This is a genomic window from Massilia scottii (assembly GCF_030846495.1).
Classification (GTDB): Bacteria; Pseudomonadota; Gammaproteobacteria; order Burkholderiales; family Burkholderiaceae_D; genus Telluria_A; species Telluria_A violaceinigra.
This window is the reverse complement of the sequence record NZ_JAVCWM010000006.1, coordinates 327,770-345,333: the sequence shown is the minus strand read 5'-3', so window position 1 is coordinate 345,333 and position 17,564 is coordinate 327,770. Positions and strand designations below refer to the sequence as shown.

Genomic DNA, 17,564 nt, shown 5'->3' with positions numbered 1-17,564 from the left:
CTCATGTCATCCATTGGAATAGTCTCCCCGCAAGCGATGCGCTTTGCCGAACCGCTGCGGTTGCAGGGCGGTGGTGCGCTGGCCGAGTACACCCTGGTGTACGAAACCTACGGCACCCTCAACGCCGACAAATCGAACGCGGTGCTGGTCTGCCACGCCCTGAACGCCTCCCACCACGTGGCCGGCACCTACGAGGGCGATCCGAAAAACACCGGCTGGTGGAACAATATGGTCGGTCCGGGCAAGCCGCTCGACACCGACCGCTTCTTCGTCATCGGCGTCAACAACCTCGGCTCCTGCTTCGGCTCCACCGGCCCGATGCACCTCAATCCGGCCACCGGCAAACCCTACGGCGCCTCCTTCCCGGTGGTGACGGTGGAAGACTGGGTGGCCGCGCAGGCGCGCCTGGCCGACGCCCTCGGCATCGTGCAGTTCGCCGCCGTCATGGGCGGCTCGCTCGGCGGCATGCAGGCGCTCGCGTGGAGCATCATGTTCCCCGACCGCCTGCGCCACTGCGTCGTGATCGCCTCCACCCCCAAGCTGTCGGCGCAGAACATCGCCTTCAACGACGTGGCGCGCCAGGCCATCCTGTCGGACCCGGATTACCGCGGCGGCGACTTCTACGCGCACGGCGTGGTGCCCAAGAACGGCCTGCGCGTGGCGCGCATGGTCGGTCACATCACCTACCTGTCGAACGACGACATGGCCGAAAAATTCGGCCGTAAACTCCGTAACGCCGCCGAAAACAACGACTACAAATTCGATTTCGGCATCGACTTCGAGATCGAGTCCTATTTGCGCTACCAGGGCGACAAGTTTTCGGAGTACTTCGACGCCAATACCTACCTCCTGATCACCAAGGCGCTCGATTATTTCGACCCGGCGCGCGAATTCGGCGGCTCGCTCACGCGCGCGCTGGCCGGCACCAGGGCCGAATTTTTCGTCGCCTCGTTCACCACCGACTGGCGCTTTTCGCCCGAGCGCTCGCGCGAGATCGTCGAGGCGCTGGTATGCAACCGGCGCCGCGTGACCTACGCCGAAATCGACGCCCCGCACGGCCACGACGCCTTCCTGCTGGAGGACCAGCGCTACATGAACATGGTGCGCGCCTACTACCAGCGCATCTGGGAAGCCATGCCGGTGAAAGGGCAAGCATGAATTTTGAAGACCTCTCCAGCCTGCGCCCCGACCTGGCGTTCATCGCGCACTGGGTGCCGGAGCAATCGCACGTGCTCGACGTGGGCTGCGGCGACGGCGCCATGCTGCGCTATCTCCAGAGCGGCAAGGGCTGCACCGGCTACGGCATCGAGATCGCCGACGAGTCGCTGCTGGCCAGCGCCCGGCGCGGCATCAACGTGATCCAGCAGGACATGGAAAAAGGCCTCGGCCTGTTTTCCGATAATTCCTTCGACACCGTCCTGTGCCTGTCGTCGCTGCAGATGATGCAGCACGTCGAGGCGCTGCTGCGCGATATCGTGCGGGTGGGCGCCGAAGCGATCGTCTCGTTCCCCAATTTCGCCTACTGGCCGCACCGCGTGGCGCTGCTTCGCGGCCGCATGCCGGTGTCCAAGTCGCTGCCGTACCAGTGGTACGACACCCCCAACGTGCGCTGCGCGACGATTTACGATTTCGAGGAACTTGCGCAAGAATGCGGCCTCGAAGTACTGGAGCGGGTTGCGCTGGCCGACGGCAAGCCGGTGTCCTTCCTGCCCAACCTGCGCGGCAGCCTGGCCGTGTTCCGGCTGCGCAAAAAGACGTAACCGGCGGCGTGAGCGGCCGTGAACCTTATCGTGTGCGACTCTACGGGATTTCCTGCGATGATGGTGTTATCAAATATATAGCAGGAATTGAAACATGCATAAGATTAAACCTATTCTCCTGGCCCTGACGCTCGGCGCCTGCACGGTCCTGGCCAGTGCCCAGCCGCTGCCGGAGCCGATCAAAGGCAAGACCGCGAAGGCCGCGGTGCAGGACGGCATCCAGGTGCGGCCGATGCCGCGCTACCGCGTGCTGGCCTCGGCCGAGAAAATGGACCAGCAGGCGGCGCAGCAATATACGCAGCTGATGGGCCAGGCCCAGCAAAAGGGGGCGCTGGTGCCGGACGACCATCCGCAGGTGGTGCGCCTGCGCACCATTGCCAAACGGATCATTCCGCACGCCACGCGCTGGAATCCCGAGGCCGCCAAATGGAAGTGGCAGGTCAATCTGCTGTCGTCCAAGCAAATCAACGCCTTTTGCATGCCGGGTGGACGCATCGCGTTTTTCAGCGGCATCCTCACCACCCTGAACCTGACCGACGATGAAGTGGCCGCCATCATGGGCCACGAAGTGTCGCATGCCCTGCGCGAACACGGGCGCGAGCAGATGGTCAAGTCGACCGCAACCAATGTCGGCGCACGGGTGGGCGGCGCGGTGCTGGCGGCGGTGCTCGGCATCGATCCCGGCATTACCGATACGGTGGCCCAGTATGGCGCGCAGTTCGCCTCGCTCAAGTTCTCGCGCGACGACGAACGCGAAGCCGACCTGATCGGCCTGGACCTGGCCGCGCGCGCCGGCTACGATCCGCGCGCCGGCATCATCCTGTGGCAAAAAATGGCAGCGGCGGGCGGCGGAGCGCCGCCGGCGTGGCTGTCGACCCACCCGGGCGGCAAGGAACGCATCGGCCAGATGGAAGCGCACATGAACGTGCTGCTGCCCCTGTATGCGCGCAGCAAGAACACCTCGGTCGCGCAATTGCCGCCGTACCGTAGCAGCGCGTCCAGGTAAATGGGACGGCAGGCCGACGCCAATGCGCTTGTTCCGCTGCCGGTCCGCGATGGTGTCGCACCGAGTTATTTATGGCTGGACGAACACCCGCTTGACGGCGCGCTGGCGTTTCTCACCAGCCATTTCGCCGAGGTGGGCGAGGCTGTCTGGCGCGACCGCATGGCGCGCGGCGAGGTGGTCGACGGCAGCGGCGCCGTGCTCGGCCCCGACAGTATTCTGCGGCGCGGCATGCGCATCTGGTATTACCGCGAGCTCAAGGCCGAGACGCCGATCCCCTTCGAGGAACAGATCCTGTTTCACGACGACCATCTGCTGGTGGTCGACAAGCCGCATTTCCTGCCGATGACACCGGGCGGGCGCTTCCTGCATGAAACCTTGCTGGTGCGGCTGAAGAACAAGACGGGCCTGGCCCAGCTGACCCCGATTCACCGGCTCGACCGCGAAACGGCCGGGGTGGTGATTTTTTCGCACCAGGAAGCGACCCGCGGCGCCTACCAGTCGCTGTTCCAGAAACGCAGCGTGCACAAGGTGTACGAGGCGCTGGCCGCGCCCTTGCCGGGCCTGACCTTTCCGCTGGTGCACCGCAGCCGCATGGTGGAGGGAAATCCGTTTTTCCGCATGCAGGAAGTCGACGGCGAGCCGAACTCGGAAAGCGTGATCGATGTGATCAGGCCGCAGGGTGACGCCATGCTGTACCGCCTGCAGCCGCATACGGGCCGCAAGCACCAGCTGCGGGTGCACATGGCCGCGCTGGGTGCGCCGATCGTCAACGACGCCTTTTATCCCGCCGCGCTGCCGTGCAAGGGCGACGACTTCGCCAACCCGCTCAAGCTGCTGGCGCGCAGCATCGGCTTCGACGATCCCTTGAGCGGCAAGGCGCGCCGGTTCGAGAGCCGGCGCACCCTGTAGCGGGGCGCTAGAGGCGGTAATCGATGATCAGCGGGGCGTGATCCGAAAACCGCTCATCCTTGTAGATGAACACTTCCTTGGCCTGCGCGGCGATGCCGGGGGTTGCAACGTGATAATCGATGCGCCACCCGACATTCTTGGCGTAGGCCTGGCCGCGGTTGCTCCACCAGGTGTATTGCTCGGGGCGCTTGTCGATGCCGCGGTGCACGTCCACAAAGCCGACTTCATCGAACACCCGCGTCAGCCAGGCGCGCTCTTCCGGCAGGAATCCCGAGTTCTTCTTGTTGCCTTTGAAATTTTTCAGGTCGATTTCATTGTGGGCAATATTCCAGTCGCCGCAGATGACCACTTCGCGGCCTTCGGCGCGCAATTCCAGCAGATGCGGCAGGAACAGTTCCATGAAGCGGAACTTGGCTTCCTGGCGTTCCGGCGACGAGGAACCGGACGGGCAATAGACTGAAATGATGGTCAGGTTGCCGAAATCGCAACGCACATAGCGGCCTTCGGCATCGAATTCCGGGCTGCCGAAGCCGGTGCGCACGGCGTCGGGCTTGGTCCGGCTGTAGATACCGGTGCCGGAGTAGCCTTTTTTCTCGGCGTAATGGAAATGGCCGTGATAGCCGCCCGGCATCAGGAATTCCTCGGTCATGTCGGGCAACTGCGCCTTGAGCTCCTGGACGCAGATGAAATCGGCGGTCTGGGTGGCCATCCAGTTGAAGAAGCCCTTCTTGTGGGCGGAGCGGATCCCGTTCAGGTTCGCGGAAATAATTTTTGGCATGGTTCCAGGGGGTGTGGAGGGTGGCGTAAAATAGCGCCACTTTTCTATATGAACAAATGAGGTCGTCGTGAATAATTTGCGCCAACAGTTTATCGCGTTTTCGGTGTCGGCGGGCGTGTTGCGCTTCGGCGAGTTCACCACCAAGGCTGGCCGCCTGTCGCCGTATTTCTTCAACGCCGGTCTGTTCCATGACGGTGCCACCCTGGCCCAGCTGGCGCAGTTTTACGCGCAGACCCTGATCGATTCGGGGATCGAGTTCGACATGCTGTTCGGGCCGGCGTACAAGGGCATCACCCTGGCGTCCGCCACCGCGGTGGCGCTGGCGGGCAAGGGGCACAACACCTCGTTCGCCTACAACCGCAAGGAAGCCAAGGACCATGGCGAGGGCGGCACCATTGTCGGCGCCAAGCTGGCGGGCAAGGTCGTCATTATCGACGATGTGATTTCGGCGGGGACGTCGGTGCGCGAATCGGTCGACATGATCCGCGCCGCCGGGGCCGAGCCGTGCGCCGTGCTGATCGCGCTCGACCGCATGGAGCGTTCGGGCAAGGATGGCGAATTGTCGCCGAGTTCGGCGGTGCAGCAGGTCAGCCAGGAGTTCAATATTCCGGTGGTGTCGATCGGGAACCTGGAGGATTTGTTTACTTACCTGAACGCAGCCGGAGCCGATCCGGAGATGGCGCGGTTCAAGGACGCGGTGGCAGCGTACCGGACGCGCTACGGGGTGTAACACAGCGGCGCCGTGAGCACGCGCATTAGCCCGGCTGGTCTGCGGCATGCTCGCGTGCGGGCGGCGATGCTGCTGTATTGCGGATCTTGCACGTGAATATATAGCCGCGTTCGAACTCCTCATCGAAATAGCGATCTTTTCTTATTTTCACCATGCCGTGCTCGACGTCGTACGCTTCCAGAAGGTCTTCCAGCTCCTCGTCGTCCGTGTCGACGATCGCTACTCTGGCAATCAGGACGCGTTCGGAGTCGTCACAGACAGCGTAGTATTTGTCGACGATGTACTTGATTGCGTTCGGATGTTCATCTCGATCGGACCAGGTCGACGAGACGACCAGATTCCAGGATTCGGTGGGGGACCATCGTTTAAGCAGCCCAAAAAAAGTCAGTTCGCCCTTTTCTTCGGATATGTCGCGTTCGATGACTGCTAGTTTGTCCAGTAAGCCCTTCAGTTTGTCGCTCATAAATTCCTCACAAGGAACGATGCGGCGGCCACGCGTGCACGCGCTATCTCTTCAGTGACGCAACCTGATGCGCGATAGCGGTCCTCTGGCGACCACTCTGAAATGTTGGACCAGTAGTAATCATATTTAGTTCGGACTTTTTTATGAAGGCCGGTCAGGTCGAGCAATGTTTCAAGATGGTGAGTGCGAAGTGAGGTATATTTTTCGAACTCTTTGCGCGTTTCGGGATATCCCTTCCAATCCAAGTGGACGCAAATCCTCGCCTTCAGGATCAGCTCGACGGCGTACCCGCTAAGGTAGGATGATCCGTCGAATTGTCGTGCGATAAGGAGAGCGGTGGCCTCGCCCAGACGCGTGCGGGCAAGCGTTTCAAGATCGGCGACGGTGAGCATGATGGGTGACCAGCAGGATGAGGACTACCCAGTCTGACGGGAAAAACGAACGCTTCTCTGCGCGTTCTCAATCGCGCTCAGCTCTGCGGTAACTTCGGCGCAGTGCCGGCCACGCCCGCCAGTGCCTGCTCGCGGCAGACCCGGTCCACCGTTTTCAGCAGCACCGGCATGCGGTGCGGCCCGTGCATGGCCGCGATGTGTTCCCTGGCCTCGGCCAGCTCAAGCCCGATGCAGGTGATGAACAGCGGCTTGATGCTGTCGCCGCGCAGCAGCTTGTAATCGTCGCCAATGCCCGCGAACGAGGTTTTCGCCACGCCGATGACCTTGGTTTTCCCATCCAGCGCATCGTACAGATACTTGCCCAGGCCGGCATGCGCATGCCCGTCGAGGAACACAAAGCCATCGATGACAATGTACTCCGGAAGCTGGTCGAGTTCGCCGACCAGGGCCAGGATGCACGGCAGCTCGCGCTTGTAGAATTCCCCCGGAACATACTCGCCGACGCCGGCCTGCTTTTTGCAGATAGTCGCCGCTGGCGTCAAGGCATCCCAGCGCTCGAACAGCAGGCCCGCGGCATAGCCGCAATCGGCATCGTATTGCACGTCCACTGCACATATCATCAGGCATTTCTCCTTGGCGAAACGAAGCCGGCCGTCAATATTGCTTAACCGAGGTCTGACCCCGGTTGAGCAACATTGACGGCCGGTATGGATGCGAACTATGTCGCAGAGCCTACGGCAGGTATCAGCCCGCCAGTTTTTTCTTGAGCAGCTCGGTCAGCTCGGCCGGGTTGGCCTTGCCTTTGGATGCCTTCATGGCCTGGCCGATCAGCGCGTTGATAGCCGCTTCCTTGCCGGCGCGGTATTGCTCGACCGATTTGGCGTTGGCCGCCAGCACGTCGTCGACGATCTTTTCCAGCGCGCCGCTGTCGGAGATGGTCACCAGATCTTTTTCCTTGATGACCACGTCGGCGATGTTTTCATCGTTCGACTTGGCTTCCCACATGCCCGCAAACACTTCCTTGGCGCTCTTGGTGGAAATCGTGCCGTCGGCGATGCGCTTGATCATCAGCGCCAGTTGCGATGCTTCCACCGGCGAATCGGCAATGTCGACGTTTTCGCGGTTCAGGGTCGACGCCACGTCGCCCATCAGCCAGTTGGCCGCGGTCTTGGCTTGTTCCTTGCCGGTTTTTGCGACCACCGCTTCGAAGTACGCAGCCATCTGTTTCGATGAGGTCAGGAACAGGCTGTCGTATTCCGGCAAGCCGTAGTCGCCCGCGAAGCGCGCCCGCATCGCGGCCGGCAGTTCCGGCATGTCGGCCTTGATGCGCGCGACCCACTCGTCGGAAATGAGCAGCGGCGGCAGGTCCGGATCGGGGAAGTAGCGGTAATCCTGCGCATCTTCCTTGGTGCGCATCGAGCGCGTTTCCTTCTTGTCCGGGTCCCACAGGCGCGTGGCTTGCTGCACTTTGCCGCCATCTTCGATCAGGTCGATCTGGCGCCGCACTTCATAGGCGATCGCTTCTTCCATGAAACGGAAGGAGTTCAGGTTCTTGATCTCGCAGCGCGTGCCCAGTTCGGTCGTGCCAACCGGACGCACCGAGACGTTGACGTCGCAGCGGAACGAGCCTTCCTGCATGTTGCCGTCGCACACGCCCAGCCACACGACCAGGGTATGCAGTGCCTTGGCATACGCCACGGCCTCGGCCGCGCTGCGCATTTCCGGCTCGGACACGATTTCCAGCAGCGGCGTGCCGGCGCGGTTCAGGTCGATGCCGGTCATGCCTGCGTAATCTTCGTGCAGCGACTTGCCGGCGTCTTCTTCCAGGTGGGCGCGCGTCAGGTTGACGGTTTTGGTCTGGAACTGGCCATCTTTTTCGAAGCCGAAGGTGAGCTGGCCGCCGATGACGACCGGATCGGCGAACTGGCTGATCTGGTAGCCCTTGGGCAAATCCGGGTAAAAGTAGTTTTTGCGCGCAAACACCGACTCCGGCGCGATTTTCGCGTCGACCGCCAGGCCGAAACGGATCGCGCGTTCGACCGCGCCGCGGTTCATCACCGGCAGCACGCCCGGCAACGCCAGGTCGACCGGGCTGGCCTGGGTGTTCGGCTCGGCGCCGAACTGGATCGAACTGCCGCTGAAAATCTTGGAGTTGGTCGTGAGCTGCACGTGGTTCTCAAGACCGATGACGACTTCCCATTGCATAGTGTTCTCTTTTCTTGTCAGGTTGCCGGTGCGCACACGGTGCGCACCCGGCGAAATCAGATGCCGGCCGGCGCGCGGGTGTGCCAGTCGGTGGCCAACTGGTACTGGTGGGCAATATTGAGCAGCTTCGCTTCGGCAAAGTAATTGCCGATGATTTGCAGGCCCACCGGGCGCTTGCTGTTCTTGTCGCCCTGGCCGAAGCCGCACGGGACCGACATGCCGGGCAGCCCGGCCAGGCTGGTCGAAAGTGTAAAGATATCGGCCAGGTAGTTGGCCACCGGGTCGTTGGTCTTGTCGCCCAGGTCCCAGGCGACGGTCGGCGCGACCGGGCCCATGATGACGTCGCAGGTGTTGCCCAGCGCGGCCTGGAAGTCGTCGGCGATCAGGCGCCGGATCTTCTGGGCTTGCAGGTAGTAAGCGTCGTAATAGCCATGGCACAGCACGTAGGTGCCGACCAGGATGCGGCGCTGCACTTCGGGACCGAAGCCTTCGGCGCGCGACTTGCGGTACATGTCTTCGAGGTTCTTGTATTCGCTGGCGCGGTGGCCGTAGCGCACGCCGTCGAAGCGCGACAGGTTCGACGACGCTTCGGCCGGGGCGATCACGTAATAAACAGGAATCGAGAGCGCCGTTTTCGGCAGCGAAATGTCAACCAGGGTTGCACCCAGTTTCACAAATTCGTCGAGCGCGGCGCGCACTGCCTGTTCGACGTCGGCCGCCAAGCCTTCGCCGAAATATTCTTTTGGCAAGCCGATGCGCAAGCCCTTGAGCGGTGCGTTCAGGTCGCGCGTGAAGTCTTCGCGCACATTGCCCTGTTCGGGGCTCAAGCTGGTCGAGTCGCGCGGGTCGAACCCGACCATCTCGTTGAGGAGCATGGCGCAGTCTTCGGCGCTCTGGGCGATCGGGCCGCCCTGGTCGAGCGAGGACGCGAACGCGATCATGCCGAAGCGCGATACGCGCCCGTAGGTCGGCTTGATGCCGGTCACGCCGCAAAACGCGGCTGGCTGGCGGATCGAGCCGCCGGTATCGGTGGCGGTGGCGGCCGGCGCCAGGCGCGCGGCAATCGCCGCGGCCGAGCCGCCCGAGGAGCCGCCCGGCACGGCCAGCGTGTCCCACGGATTCTTGACGGCGCCGAAGGCCGAGTTTTCGTTCGACGAGCCCATCGCGAATTCGTCGCAATTGAGCTTGCCGAGGGTGACCATGCCGGCGTGGTTGAATTTGTCGACCACGGTGGCGTCGAACGGGCTGGTGTAGTTGGCCAGCATCTTCGAGCCGGCCGTCGAACGCCAGCCCTTGGTGACGAAAATATCCTTGTGCGCGATCGGAATGCCGGTCAGCGGGCCGGCATTGCCGGAGGCGAGGCGCACGTCGGCGGCGCGGGCTTGTTCAAGCGACAAGGCTTCGTCGACTTGCAGGAAGGCGTTCAGGTCGCTCGCTTTGGCGCGCTGCAGGAAGTGGGTGGTCAGCTCGGTGGCTGAAACCTGTTTCGCGTGCAGGAGCGCGGACAGCTGTTGAATGGTTTTAGTATGCATGGCGGATGCTCGGCTGACGTAATGACTCGGTAAAGGACGCGCTGGGCGCGCCGCGCGGACGACGAGGGCGGGGACCGTTATTCGATCACTTGCGGCACCAGATACAGGCCGTCCTGGGTCTTCGGGGCCGGCGCCTGGTAGGCTTCACGGGCGTTTTCCTCGGTCACGACGTCGTCGCGCAGGCGCAGCGGCAGCTTGCCCAGGATGGCCGCGAGCGGGTGCGACAGCGGCTCCACGCCGCTCGTGTCGACTTCCTTCATCTGCTCGGCCAGGGCGAAAATGCCGTTCAGTTCCGCCAGCGCGATGTCGGCGTGGGCCTCGTCCATCTCGAGTTTGGACAGATAGGCGATTCGATTTACATCTGATAGTGTCAGGGACATGAAATTTGCGCGGCGCGGGCCGCGTTCAAAATGTGGTGGACGAATAGTGAAGTTTCGATAACAGAGCGCTAAAGCCGATAAAAGCTTCCTAAAGGCCCTGATTTCACAGGGGGAATACGCGCGCAAAACACCGGTTTTTCAGCGATTAACGCGCAAATTATAAGGTAGAATGGCGGGCTAATGCGTTGTCGGCGCCGAATAGGAGTGGCCGCAGCATGCAAACGGCCGTGCCGGTGCGGGAAGGTAGCGCGCGGCGGCTGTTTATTTCGTAGCGTTTTTCTACTCTTTTTAATGCTTACGCGCAGCCCGTTGCGCATCAGGACACTCATGTTTGGTTTTTTACGCAGCTACTTTTCCAGCGATCTGGCCATTGACCTCGGTACGGCGAACACCCTGATTTATGTGCGCGGCGAGGGCATCGTCCTGGACGAACCTTCCGTCGTTGCGATCCGCCAGGAAGGCGGCCCGAACGGCAAAAAGACGATCCAGGCAGTCGGCAAGCAGGCCAAGCAAATGCTCGGCAAGGTCCCGGGCAATATCGAGGCGATCCGCCCGATGAAAGACGGCGTGATCGCCGACTTCACCGTCACCGAGCAGATGCTCAAGCAGTTCATCCGCATGGTCCACAATACCAAGGTCTTCCGTCCTTCCCCCCGCATCATCATCTGCGTTCCCTGCGGTTCCACCCAGGTCGAGCGGCGCGCGATCCGCGAATCGGCGCTCGGCGCCGGCGCTTCCCAAGTCTACCTGATCGAAGAACCGATGGCAGCGGCCATCGGCGCCGGCCTGCCGGTGTCGGAAGCGACCGGCTCGATGGTGGTCGACATCGGCGGCGGCACCACCGAAGTGGGCATCATTTCGCTGGGCGGCATGGTCTACAAGGGCTCGGTACGGGTGGGCGGCGACAAGTTCGACGAAGCCATCGTCAACTACATCCGCCGCAACTACGGCATGCTGATCGGCGAACAGACGGCCGAAGCGATCAAGAAGGCCATCGGTTCGGCCTTCCCCGGTTCGGAAGTGAAGGAAATGGAAGTGAAGGGCCGCAATCTGTCCGAAGGCATCCCGCGTTCGTTTACCATTTCGTCGAACGAGATTCTCGAAGCGCTGACCGACCCGCTCAACAACATCGTCTCGGCCGTCAAGAACGCGCTCGAGCAGACCCCGCCGGAACTGGGCGCCGACATTGCCGAAAAAGGCATGATGCTCACCGGCGGCGGCGCCCTGCTGCGCGATCTCGACCGCCTGCTGATGGAAGAAACCGGCCTGCCGGTGCTGGTGGCCGAAGACCCGCTGACCTGCGTGGTGCGCGGCTCCGGCATGGCGCTCGAGCGGATGGACAAGCTGGGTTCGATTTTCTCGTACGAGTAAGTCCGAGCCCGTCGCGCGTCGCGTTAGCACGTAGCGAGCCGCGCCCGCGCCGGCTTGCACTGCCGGCGCAGCCGGCGTACCGTTCAGATCTTCGGCTTGCAATGCGTTGTACAACCCGGACAGACCAGGTTGGACAATGTGTGCAAGCCGCAGGTCTGACCCCGTGCCGCACCGGGACAGGTTGTTAGCACCGATTATTGGATTTCATGGAATACAGTCCTCCGCCACTTTTCAAGCAAGGCGCCCCAGCCCGGGTCAAGGTGACGGTTTTCGCGTTTATTTCGATCGCCCTCCTGATGGTCGACGCCCGCCTCCATGCGCTGGCCACGGTGCGCCAGGTGGCCGGCACCGTCCTGTATCCGCTGCAAATGGCGGCCCTGATGCCGCGCGATGCGCTGGCCGACATGGGCAGCTACTTCTCTTCCATTTCCTCGCTCAAGCAGGAAGTGCGCGACCTTCAGGTCGCCCAGGTCGCCGTCGCCGAAAAACTCCAGCAAGCCCAGCTCCAGAGCGCGGAAAACGCCCAGTTGCGCAAACTGATGGGCGCGCGCGAGCATGTGCCGGTCAAGACCATGCTCAGCGAGATCCTGTACGACGCGCGCGACAGTTCCAGCCGCAAGATCGTGCTCGACCGCGGCAGCCAGAACGGCGTGGCGCTCGGCCAGCCGGTGATCGATAACGCCGGCGTGGTCGGCCAGGTCACGCGCGTATTCCCGTTCACCGCCGAAGTGACCCTGCTGACCGACCGCGAACAGGCCATACCCGTGCAGGTGCTCAGAAATGGCTTGCGCAGCGTGGCCTACGGGCGCGGCCAGTCCGGCACGCTCGACCTGCGCTTCGTGGCGCCGAACGCCGACATCCAGGTCGGCGACGTGCTAATTACCTCGGGCATGGACGGGGTGTACCCGGCCGGCCTGGCCGTGGCCAAGGTCACCAAGGTCGAGAACAGCGCCGCCGGCGCCTTTGGCGGCGTGGTGTGCCAGCCGCTGGCCGGCATCGACCGCAACCGCCATGTGCTGATCCTGACCACGCTGCCGCAAGTGCCGGCCCGCCCGCCTGAAGAGCCGCCGGTGCCGTCCAGGAAGAACCTTCCCAAGATGACACCGATCAAAGAGGGCGCCGTCCCGATTGCCGCCGACGCGCCGAAAGCGCCGGCGCCGGTGGCGCCCGCCGCCAGGACGCCGGCCACGCCGTCGCGCGCGCCCGCCACGCCGGCTCCCGCGCCGGCCGGCGCGGCGCGTCCGGTGAGCGCCGCGGCCGTGCCGCCAGCGGCCGCACCCGCGCCCGTGCCGCCAGCGGCCGCACCCGCGCCCGCACCCAAGGAAGCGACCCGATGAACCGCCCGCATTACATCCTGCTGCCCGTCAGTCCGCTGTTCATTACCTTCAGCCTGACCTGCGCCTTCATGCTCAATCTGCTGCCCTGGGGGCACTGGATCGGCGCGCCCGACTTCGTGGCGCTGGTCCTGGTGTTCTGGGGCATCCACCAGCCGCGCAAGGTCGGCATCGGCGTCGCCTTTTTCATGGGCCTGCTGATGGACGTGCACGACGCCACCCTGCTCGGCGAGAACGCGCTGGCCTACACGCTGCTGTCCTACCTGGCCATCATGATTCACCGGCGCGTGCTCTGGTTTCCGGTACTGACCCAGGCGCTGCACGTGTTTCCGCTGCTGCTGGCCACCCAGGCCATCCAGGTCATCGTGCGCGTGATCGTCTCGGGCAAATTCCCCGGCTGGATGTACTTCATCGAGAGCGTGGTGGGCATCGCACTGTGGCCCGTGATTACCTGGATGCTGCTGGCGCCCCAGCGGCGCGCCGTCGACCGCGACCATACGCGCCCGATCTGATGGTGCGGCTGCGTCATGACTGAATTAACCAATAACGACCGCGAAATCCACCTGTTTCGCCTGCGCGTGGTGGCGCTGATCGCGCTCGTCTTCGTCTGCTTCGGCGTGCTGGTGGCGCGCCTGGTGTTCCTGCAGGTGGTCAAGCACGACGATTTCGCGGCGCTGGCCGAAGACAACCGCATCGCCATCGTGCCGATCGTGCCCAACCGCGGCCTGATCGTCGACCGCAAGGGCGTGGTCCTGGCGCGCAACTACTCGGCCTACACGCTCGAAATCACCCAGTCCAAGCTGCGCGCCACGCTCGACTCGGTGATCGACGAATTGTCGACCCTGATCGAGATCGAGCCCAAGGACCGCAAGCGCTTCAAATCCCTGCTGGCCGAGTCCAAGAATTTCGAGAGCGTGCCGCTGCGCACCCGCCTGACCGACGACGAAGTGGCGCGTTTCGCGGCCCAGCGCTTCCGCTTTCCCGGGGTCGAGGTGCAGGCGCGCCTGTTCCGCCAGTACCCGCTGGGTGAAACCGCCTCGCACGTGATCGGCTACATCGGCCGCATCAACCAGAAGGAAGCCAGGGAGCTCGAAGACCGGCCCGACAGCGCGAACTACAACGGCACCGACCATATCGGCAAGGAAGGGCTGGAAAAGAGCTACGAAGCGCAGCTGCACGGACGCACCGGCTACCAGAAGATCATCCGCACCGCCAGCGGGCGCGCGGTCAGCATCCTGTCGCGCACGGAAGCGACCGCCGGCAGCAACCTGATTCTGTCGATCGACATCGAACTGCAAAAGATCATCGAAGAAGCCTTCGGCGAATACCGCGGCGCGCTGGTCGCCATCGAACCGGAAACGGGCGACATCCTGGCCTACGTGTCGCGTCCCGGGTTCGACCCGAACCTGTTCGTCGACGGCATCGATACCCAGAGCTGGAACGAACTCAATACCTCGCTCGACCGCCCGCTGATGAACCGCCCGCTGCAGGGCACCTATCCGCCCGGGTCGACCTTCAAGCCCTTCATGGCGCTGGCCGCGCTGGAACTGGGCAAGCGCACGCAGGGCCACACGATTTCCGACGCCGGCTATTTCACCCTGGGCGGGCACACCTGGAAGGACGACAAGGTGGGCGGGCACGGCATGGTCAGCCTGACCGATTCGATCATCGTCTCCTGCAATACCTATTATTACCAGCTCGGCAACGACCTCGGGATCGACGCCATCCACGACTTCATGAAGCCGTTCGGTTTCGGCCAGAAGACCGGGATCGACCTGGAGAACGAAAAAATCGGGGTGCTGCCGTCGAAGGACTGGAAGCGCGCGCGCTTCGCCAAAAACAAATTGATGCAGGCCTGGGTCGGCGGCGACACCGTCAACATCGCCATCGGGCAGGGCTTCAACAGCTACACCATGCTGCAGCTGTCGCACGCGGTGGCCACCCTGGCCAACGACGGCGTGGTGATGAAGCCGCACCTGGTCAAGATCGTCGAAGACAGCACGACGCGCGCGCGCACCCTGACGGTGCCGAAGGAAAGTGGCCGTATCCCGCTGCGCCAGGAGAACATCGACTTCATCAAGCGCGCCATGGTCGGCGTGTCCGAACGCGGCACCGGCAAGACCGTGTTCGCCAATGCCGGTTACGTTTCGGCCGGCAAGACCGGCACCTCGCAGGCGGTGGGCCTGCGCCGCGGCGAAAAGTACAATGCCAAGAACATCAACGAACGCCTGCGCGACAATTCGCTGTACGTCACCTTCGCCCCGGCCGACAAGCCGCGCATCGCGCTGGCGCTGATCGTCGAAAACGCGGGCTTCGGCGCCGCGGTGGCGGCCCCGATCGCGCGCAAGGCGCTCGACTACTACCTGCTGGGCAAGCGCCCGGCCGGCAAGGATGGCGCCAAGGTACCCAAGGAAGACGTGGAATTGCTGCCGCTCGAAGAACTCAAGACCGATACGGCCACCGAAATGCCATACAAGCCGGGGGCCGAAACGCCCGCGCCAAAGGACTGACGCCATGCGCATCAACGAACGACGCTCGCTGTGGCGGCGCGCCAAACCTTACCTGCTGGTGTTCGACGCGCCGCTGGCCATGGTCATCTTCCTGCTGTTCGGCACCAGCCTGATCACCATGTACTCGGCCGGCGCCGACTTCCCCGGCCGCATCGAAGGCCAGTTGCGCAACATGATGATCGCATTCGTGGTCATGTGGCTGGCGGCCCAGGTGCCGCCGCAAACCCTGATGCGCCTGGCCGTGCCGATCTATACGATCGGCGTGACCTTGCTGATCGCGGTATTTCTGTTCGGTATCATCAAGAAGGGGGCGCGCCGCTGGCTGCACATCGGCTTCGATATCCAGCCGTCCGAGATCATGAAAATCGCCATGCCGCTGATGCTGGCCTGGTACTTTCACCAGAAAGCGGGGCTGGTGCGCTGGCATTCGTTCATCATCGCCACCGTGCTGCTGGCCATCCCCGTCGGCCTGATCCAGCTGCAGCCCGACCTGGGCACCTCGCTGCTGGTGCTGGCGTCGGGCGTGTACGTGATCTTTTTGGCTGGCCTGTCGTGGAAGGCGCTGCTCGGCCTGTTCGTGGCCGGCGCCGCCAGCCTGCCGGTGGCGTGGTCGCTGATGCATGACTACCAGCGCCAAAGGGTAATCACCCTGGTCGATCCGTACGCCGACCCGCTCGGCAAAGGCTTCCACATCATCCAGTCGACCATCGCGATCGGCTCGGGCGGGGTAAGCGGCAAGGGCTGGATGAAAGGCACGCAGACGCACCTCGAATTCATCCCCGAGCGCACCACCGATTTCGTTTTCTCGGTCTTCGCGGAAGAATTCGGGCTGATCGGCTTCATGGGCCTGCTGCTCCTGTACCTGCTGCTGATCGGGCGCGGCCTGATGATCGCGGCCAACGCACCGACCCTGTTCGCGCGTCTGCTGGCCGGCGCGATCACGATGATCTTCTTTACGTACGCTTTTGTGAACATCGGCATGGTCAGCGGCATCTTGCCGGTGGTGGGCGTGCCGCTGCCGTTCATGAGCTACGGCGGGACCGCTTTTGTGACCCTCGGACTGGGGGCAGGTATACTGATGAGTATCCAGCGGCATCGCAAGCTGGTGCAAACCTGACCCTGGAGACACGATGGCGGTAACACGAACGCTTCCACCTTCCATTGCGCTGAGCGCACTGGCCTTGCTGCTGACCGCCTGCGCTACCGACCCGGAAGGCCACCGGCGCATGCTGCCGATGCCGGCCCCGGGAACCCCGGCGGCCAAACACGGCGATGTCGGCAAGGACCTGCCGCGCATGCCGCGTGCCGGTTCCGGGCGCGGCGGCTACTACCAGGATGACGGCCCGGGCGACAATCCGCCGGCCAACCTGCTCGACGTGCCCGACGCCGTCGTCAAGGACGAACCGTATGCGCGCTACGCCAACCGGCCCTACGTCGTCTTCGGCAAGACCTACACGCCGATGTTGCACGAGCAGCCATTCCGGCAGCGCGGCGTGGCGACCTGGTACGGCAAAAAATTCCATGGCCAGAAAACCTCGTCGGGGGAACTGTACGACATGTACAAGATGACGGCGGCCCATCCGACCCTGCCGATTCCCTCGTACGCGCGCATTACCAGCCTCGATAGCGGCAAGCAGGTGGTGGTGCGGATCAACGACCGCGGCCCCTTTCACTCGAGCCGCGTGGTCGACGTGTCGTACACGGCGGCGCTCAAACTCGGCCTGCTCGGCAGGGGCAGCCACACGGTGGAAGTGGAACGGCTGCTGCCCAACGCGCAGGAGCGCATCGCCACCATCAGGCGCCTGGCGCCGGAGCCGGAAGGGGAAGTGAGCACGATGGCGGTGGACATGCCGCCGCCGGGCGAAAGCAGCGCGGTCACGGTGACGGCTCCGGCCTTGGCCCCCGCCTTGGCGTCAGCGCCTGTGGCGGCGCCGCCGGCAGGGATGACGCAGCCGGGGTTTTACCTGCAGCTGGGCGCTTTTGCCCGCGCCGACAAGGCGGCCGATGTGCGCGCGCAGATCGCGGCCATGGGCGGAGCGCTGTCCGCCGTCGAAGTGGTGCAGGGCGGCGCGCTGCACCGCCTGTTCAGCGGGCCGTTCCCGAGCCGGGCCGACGCCATGCAGGCGCTGCGCGATCTGCCGTCGACCCTGCGCCTGAAACCGATCGTCGTACAGCGCTGACCTGGCCCGGGTGC

At 63.6% G+C, this 17,564-nt stretch carries 18 protein-coding genes; 11 read left to right on the top strand and 7 right to left on the bottom strand.

The features are described 5' to 3' along the window. The first annotated feature begins 36 nt into the window (after positions 1-36). From metX to RBA41_RS11100, 4 genes are all read left to right on the top strand, one after another. On the top strand, positions 37-1,158 hold the full coding sequence (metX, locus tag RBA41_RS11115; protein ID WP_374709541.1) for a homoserine O-succinyltransferase MetX: 1,122 nt from the start codon (positions 37-39) through the stop codon (positions 1,156-1,158). Beyond that, positions 1,155-1,760, top strand: coding sequence for a methionine biosynthesis protein MetW (metW, locus tag RBA41_RS11110; protein ID WP_306623747.1), 606 nt, complete (start codon positions 1,155-1,157; stop codon positions 1,758-1,760). Before metX ends, metW begins: the two co-directional genes overlap by 4 nt. A 94-nt stretch (positions 1,761-1,854) precedes the next feature. Continuing rightward, entirely contained in the window at positions 1,855-2,766 is a 912-nt protein-coding gene (locus RBA41_RS11105) for a M48 family metallopeptidase (protein WP_306623745.1), read from the top strand. Beyond that, complete coding sequence (locus tag RBA41_RS11100; protein ID WP_306623742.1) at positions 2,767-3,675, top strand: RluA family pseudouridine synthase; 909 nt, start codon at positions 2,767-2,769, stop codon at positions 3,673-3,675. It abuts the gene before it with no gap. Positions 3,676-3,682: 7 nt separating this feature from the next. Here the strand turns inward: RBA41_RS11100 and RBA41_RS11095 are convergent, their stop codons facing one another. Next, a complete protein-coding gene (locus tag RBA41_RS11095) occupies positions 3,683-4,453 on the bottom strand; it encodes an exodeoxyribonuclease III (RefSeq protein WP_306623740.1) in 771 nt (256 codons plus the stop codon). Positions 4,454-4,520: 67 nt separating this feature from the next. Between RBA41_RS11095 and pyrE the strand changes: the two genes are divergently transcribed. Then, positions 4,521-5,183 carry an orotate phosphoribosyltransferase gene (gene pyrE / locus RBA41_RS11090; protein WP_306623737.1) on the top strand — a complete coding sequence of 221 codons (663 nt, stop codon included), beginning with the start codon at positions 4,521-4,523 and terminating at the stop codon, positions 5,181-5,183. A 25-nt stretch (positions 5,184-5,208) separates the two neighbouring features. Here the strand turns inward: pyrE and RBA41_RS11085 are convergent, their stop codons facing one another. The 6 genes from RBA41_RS11085 to gatC form a co-directional block, all read right to left on the bottom strand. Continuing rightward, positions 5,209-5,646, bottom strand: coding sequence for a hypothetical protein (locus RBA41_RS11085; protein ID WP_306623736.1), 438 nt, complete (start codon positions 5,644-5,646; stop codon positions 5,209-5,211). Further along, positions 5,643-6,038 carry a hypothetical protein gene (locus RBA41_RS11080; RefSeq protein ID WP_306623734.1) on the bottom strand — a complete coding sequence of 132 codons (396 nt, stop codon included), beginning with the start codon at positions 6,036-6,038 and terminating at the stop codon, positions 5,643-5,645. Before RBA41_RS11080 ends, RBA41_RS11085 begins: the two co-directional genes overlap by 4 nt. A 77-nt stretch (positions 6,039-6,115) precedes the next feature. Then, complete coding sequence (locus RBA41_RS11075; protein ID WP_306623732.1) at positions 6,116-6,658, bottom strand: endonuclease V; 543 nt, start codon at positions 6,656-6,658, stop codon at positions 6,116-6,118. A gap of 124 nt (positions 6,659-6,782) precedes the next feature. After that, positions 6,783-8,243: an Asp-tRNA(Asn)/Glu-tRNA(Gln) amidotransferase subunit GatB gene (gene gatB, locus RBA41_RS11070; protein ID WP_306623730.1), complete on the bottom strand. Its 1,461-nt coding sequence runs from the start codon at positions 8,241-8,243 to the stop codon at positions 6,783-6,785. A 56-nt stretch (positions 8,244-8,299) separates the two neighbouring features. Further along, the gene (gene gatA / locus RBA41_RS11065; protein WP_306623729.1) at positions 8,300-9,775 is read right to left on the bottom strand and encodes an Asp-tRNA(Asn)/Glu-tRNA(Gln) amidotransferase subunit GatA; all 1,476 of its coding nucleotides are present in this window, start codon (positions 9,773-9,775) and stop codon (positions 8,300-8,302) included. Positions 9,776-9,852: 77 nt separating this feature from the next. Beyond that, complete coding sequence (gene gatC, locus RBA41_RS11060; RefSeq protein ID WP_306623727.1) at positions 9,853-10,155, bottom strand: Asp-tRNA(Asn)/Glu-tRNA(Gln) amidotransferase subunit GatC; 303 nt, start codon at positions 10,153-10,155, stop codon at positions 9,853-9,855. A gap of 327 nt (positions 10,156-10,482) precedes the next feature. On the opposite strand from gatC, the gene RBA41_RS11055 reads away from it, so the two are divergent. From RBA41_RS11055 to RBA41_RS11030, 6 genes are all read left to right on the top strand, one after another. Further along, the gene (locus RBA41_RS11055) at positions 10,483-11,526 is read left to right on the top strand and encodes a rod shape-determining protein (RefSeq protein ID WP_099874231.1); all 1,044 of its coding nucleotides are present in this window, start codon (positions 10,483-10,485) and stop codon (positions 11,524-11,526) included. A gap of 206 nt (positions 11,527-11,732) precedes the next feature. Beyond that, a complete protein-coding gene (mreC, locus tag RBA41_RS11050; protein ID WP_306623725.1) occupies positions 11,733-12,863 on the top strand; it encodes a rod shape-determining protein MreC in 1,131 nt (376 codons plus the stop codon). Continuing rightward, positions 12,860-13,372, top strand: coding sequence for a rod shape-determining protein MreD (gene mreD, locus RBA41_RS11045; protein ID WP_099874233.1), 513 nt, complete (start codon positions 12,860-12,862; stop codon positions 13,370-13,372). The genes mreC and mreD overlap by 4 nt, the downstream gene beginning before the upstream one ends. A gap of 15 nt (positions 13,373-13,387) precedes the next feature. Further along, positions 13,388-15,370, top strand: coding sequence for a penicillin-binding protein 2 (gene mrdA / locus RBA41_RS11040; RefSeq protein WP_306623724.1), 1,983 nt, complete (start codon positions 13,388-13,390; stop codon positions 15,368-15,370). Positions 15,371-15,374: 4 nt separating this feature from the next. Beyond that, on the top strand, positions 15,375-16,487 hold the full coding sequence (gene rodA, locus RBA41_RS11035) for a rod shape-determining protein RodA (protein ID WP_306623723.1): 1,113 nt from the start codon (positions 15,375-15,377) through the stop codon (positions 16,485-16,487). A gap of 13 nt (positions 16,488-16,500) precedes the next feature. After that, positions 16,501-17,550, top strand: coding sequence for a septal ring lytic transglycosylase RlpA family protein (locus tag RBA41_RS11030; protein ID WP_306623722.1), 1,050 nt, complete (start codon positions 16,501-16,503; stop codon positions 17,548-17,550). Positions 17,551-17,564 lie beyond the last annotated feature (14 nt).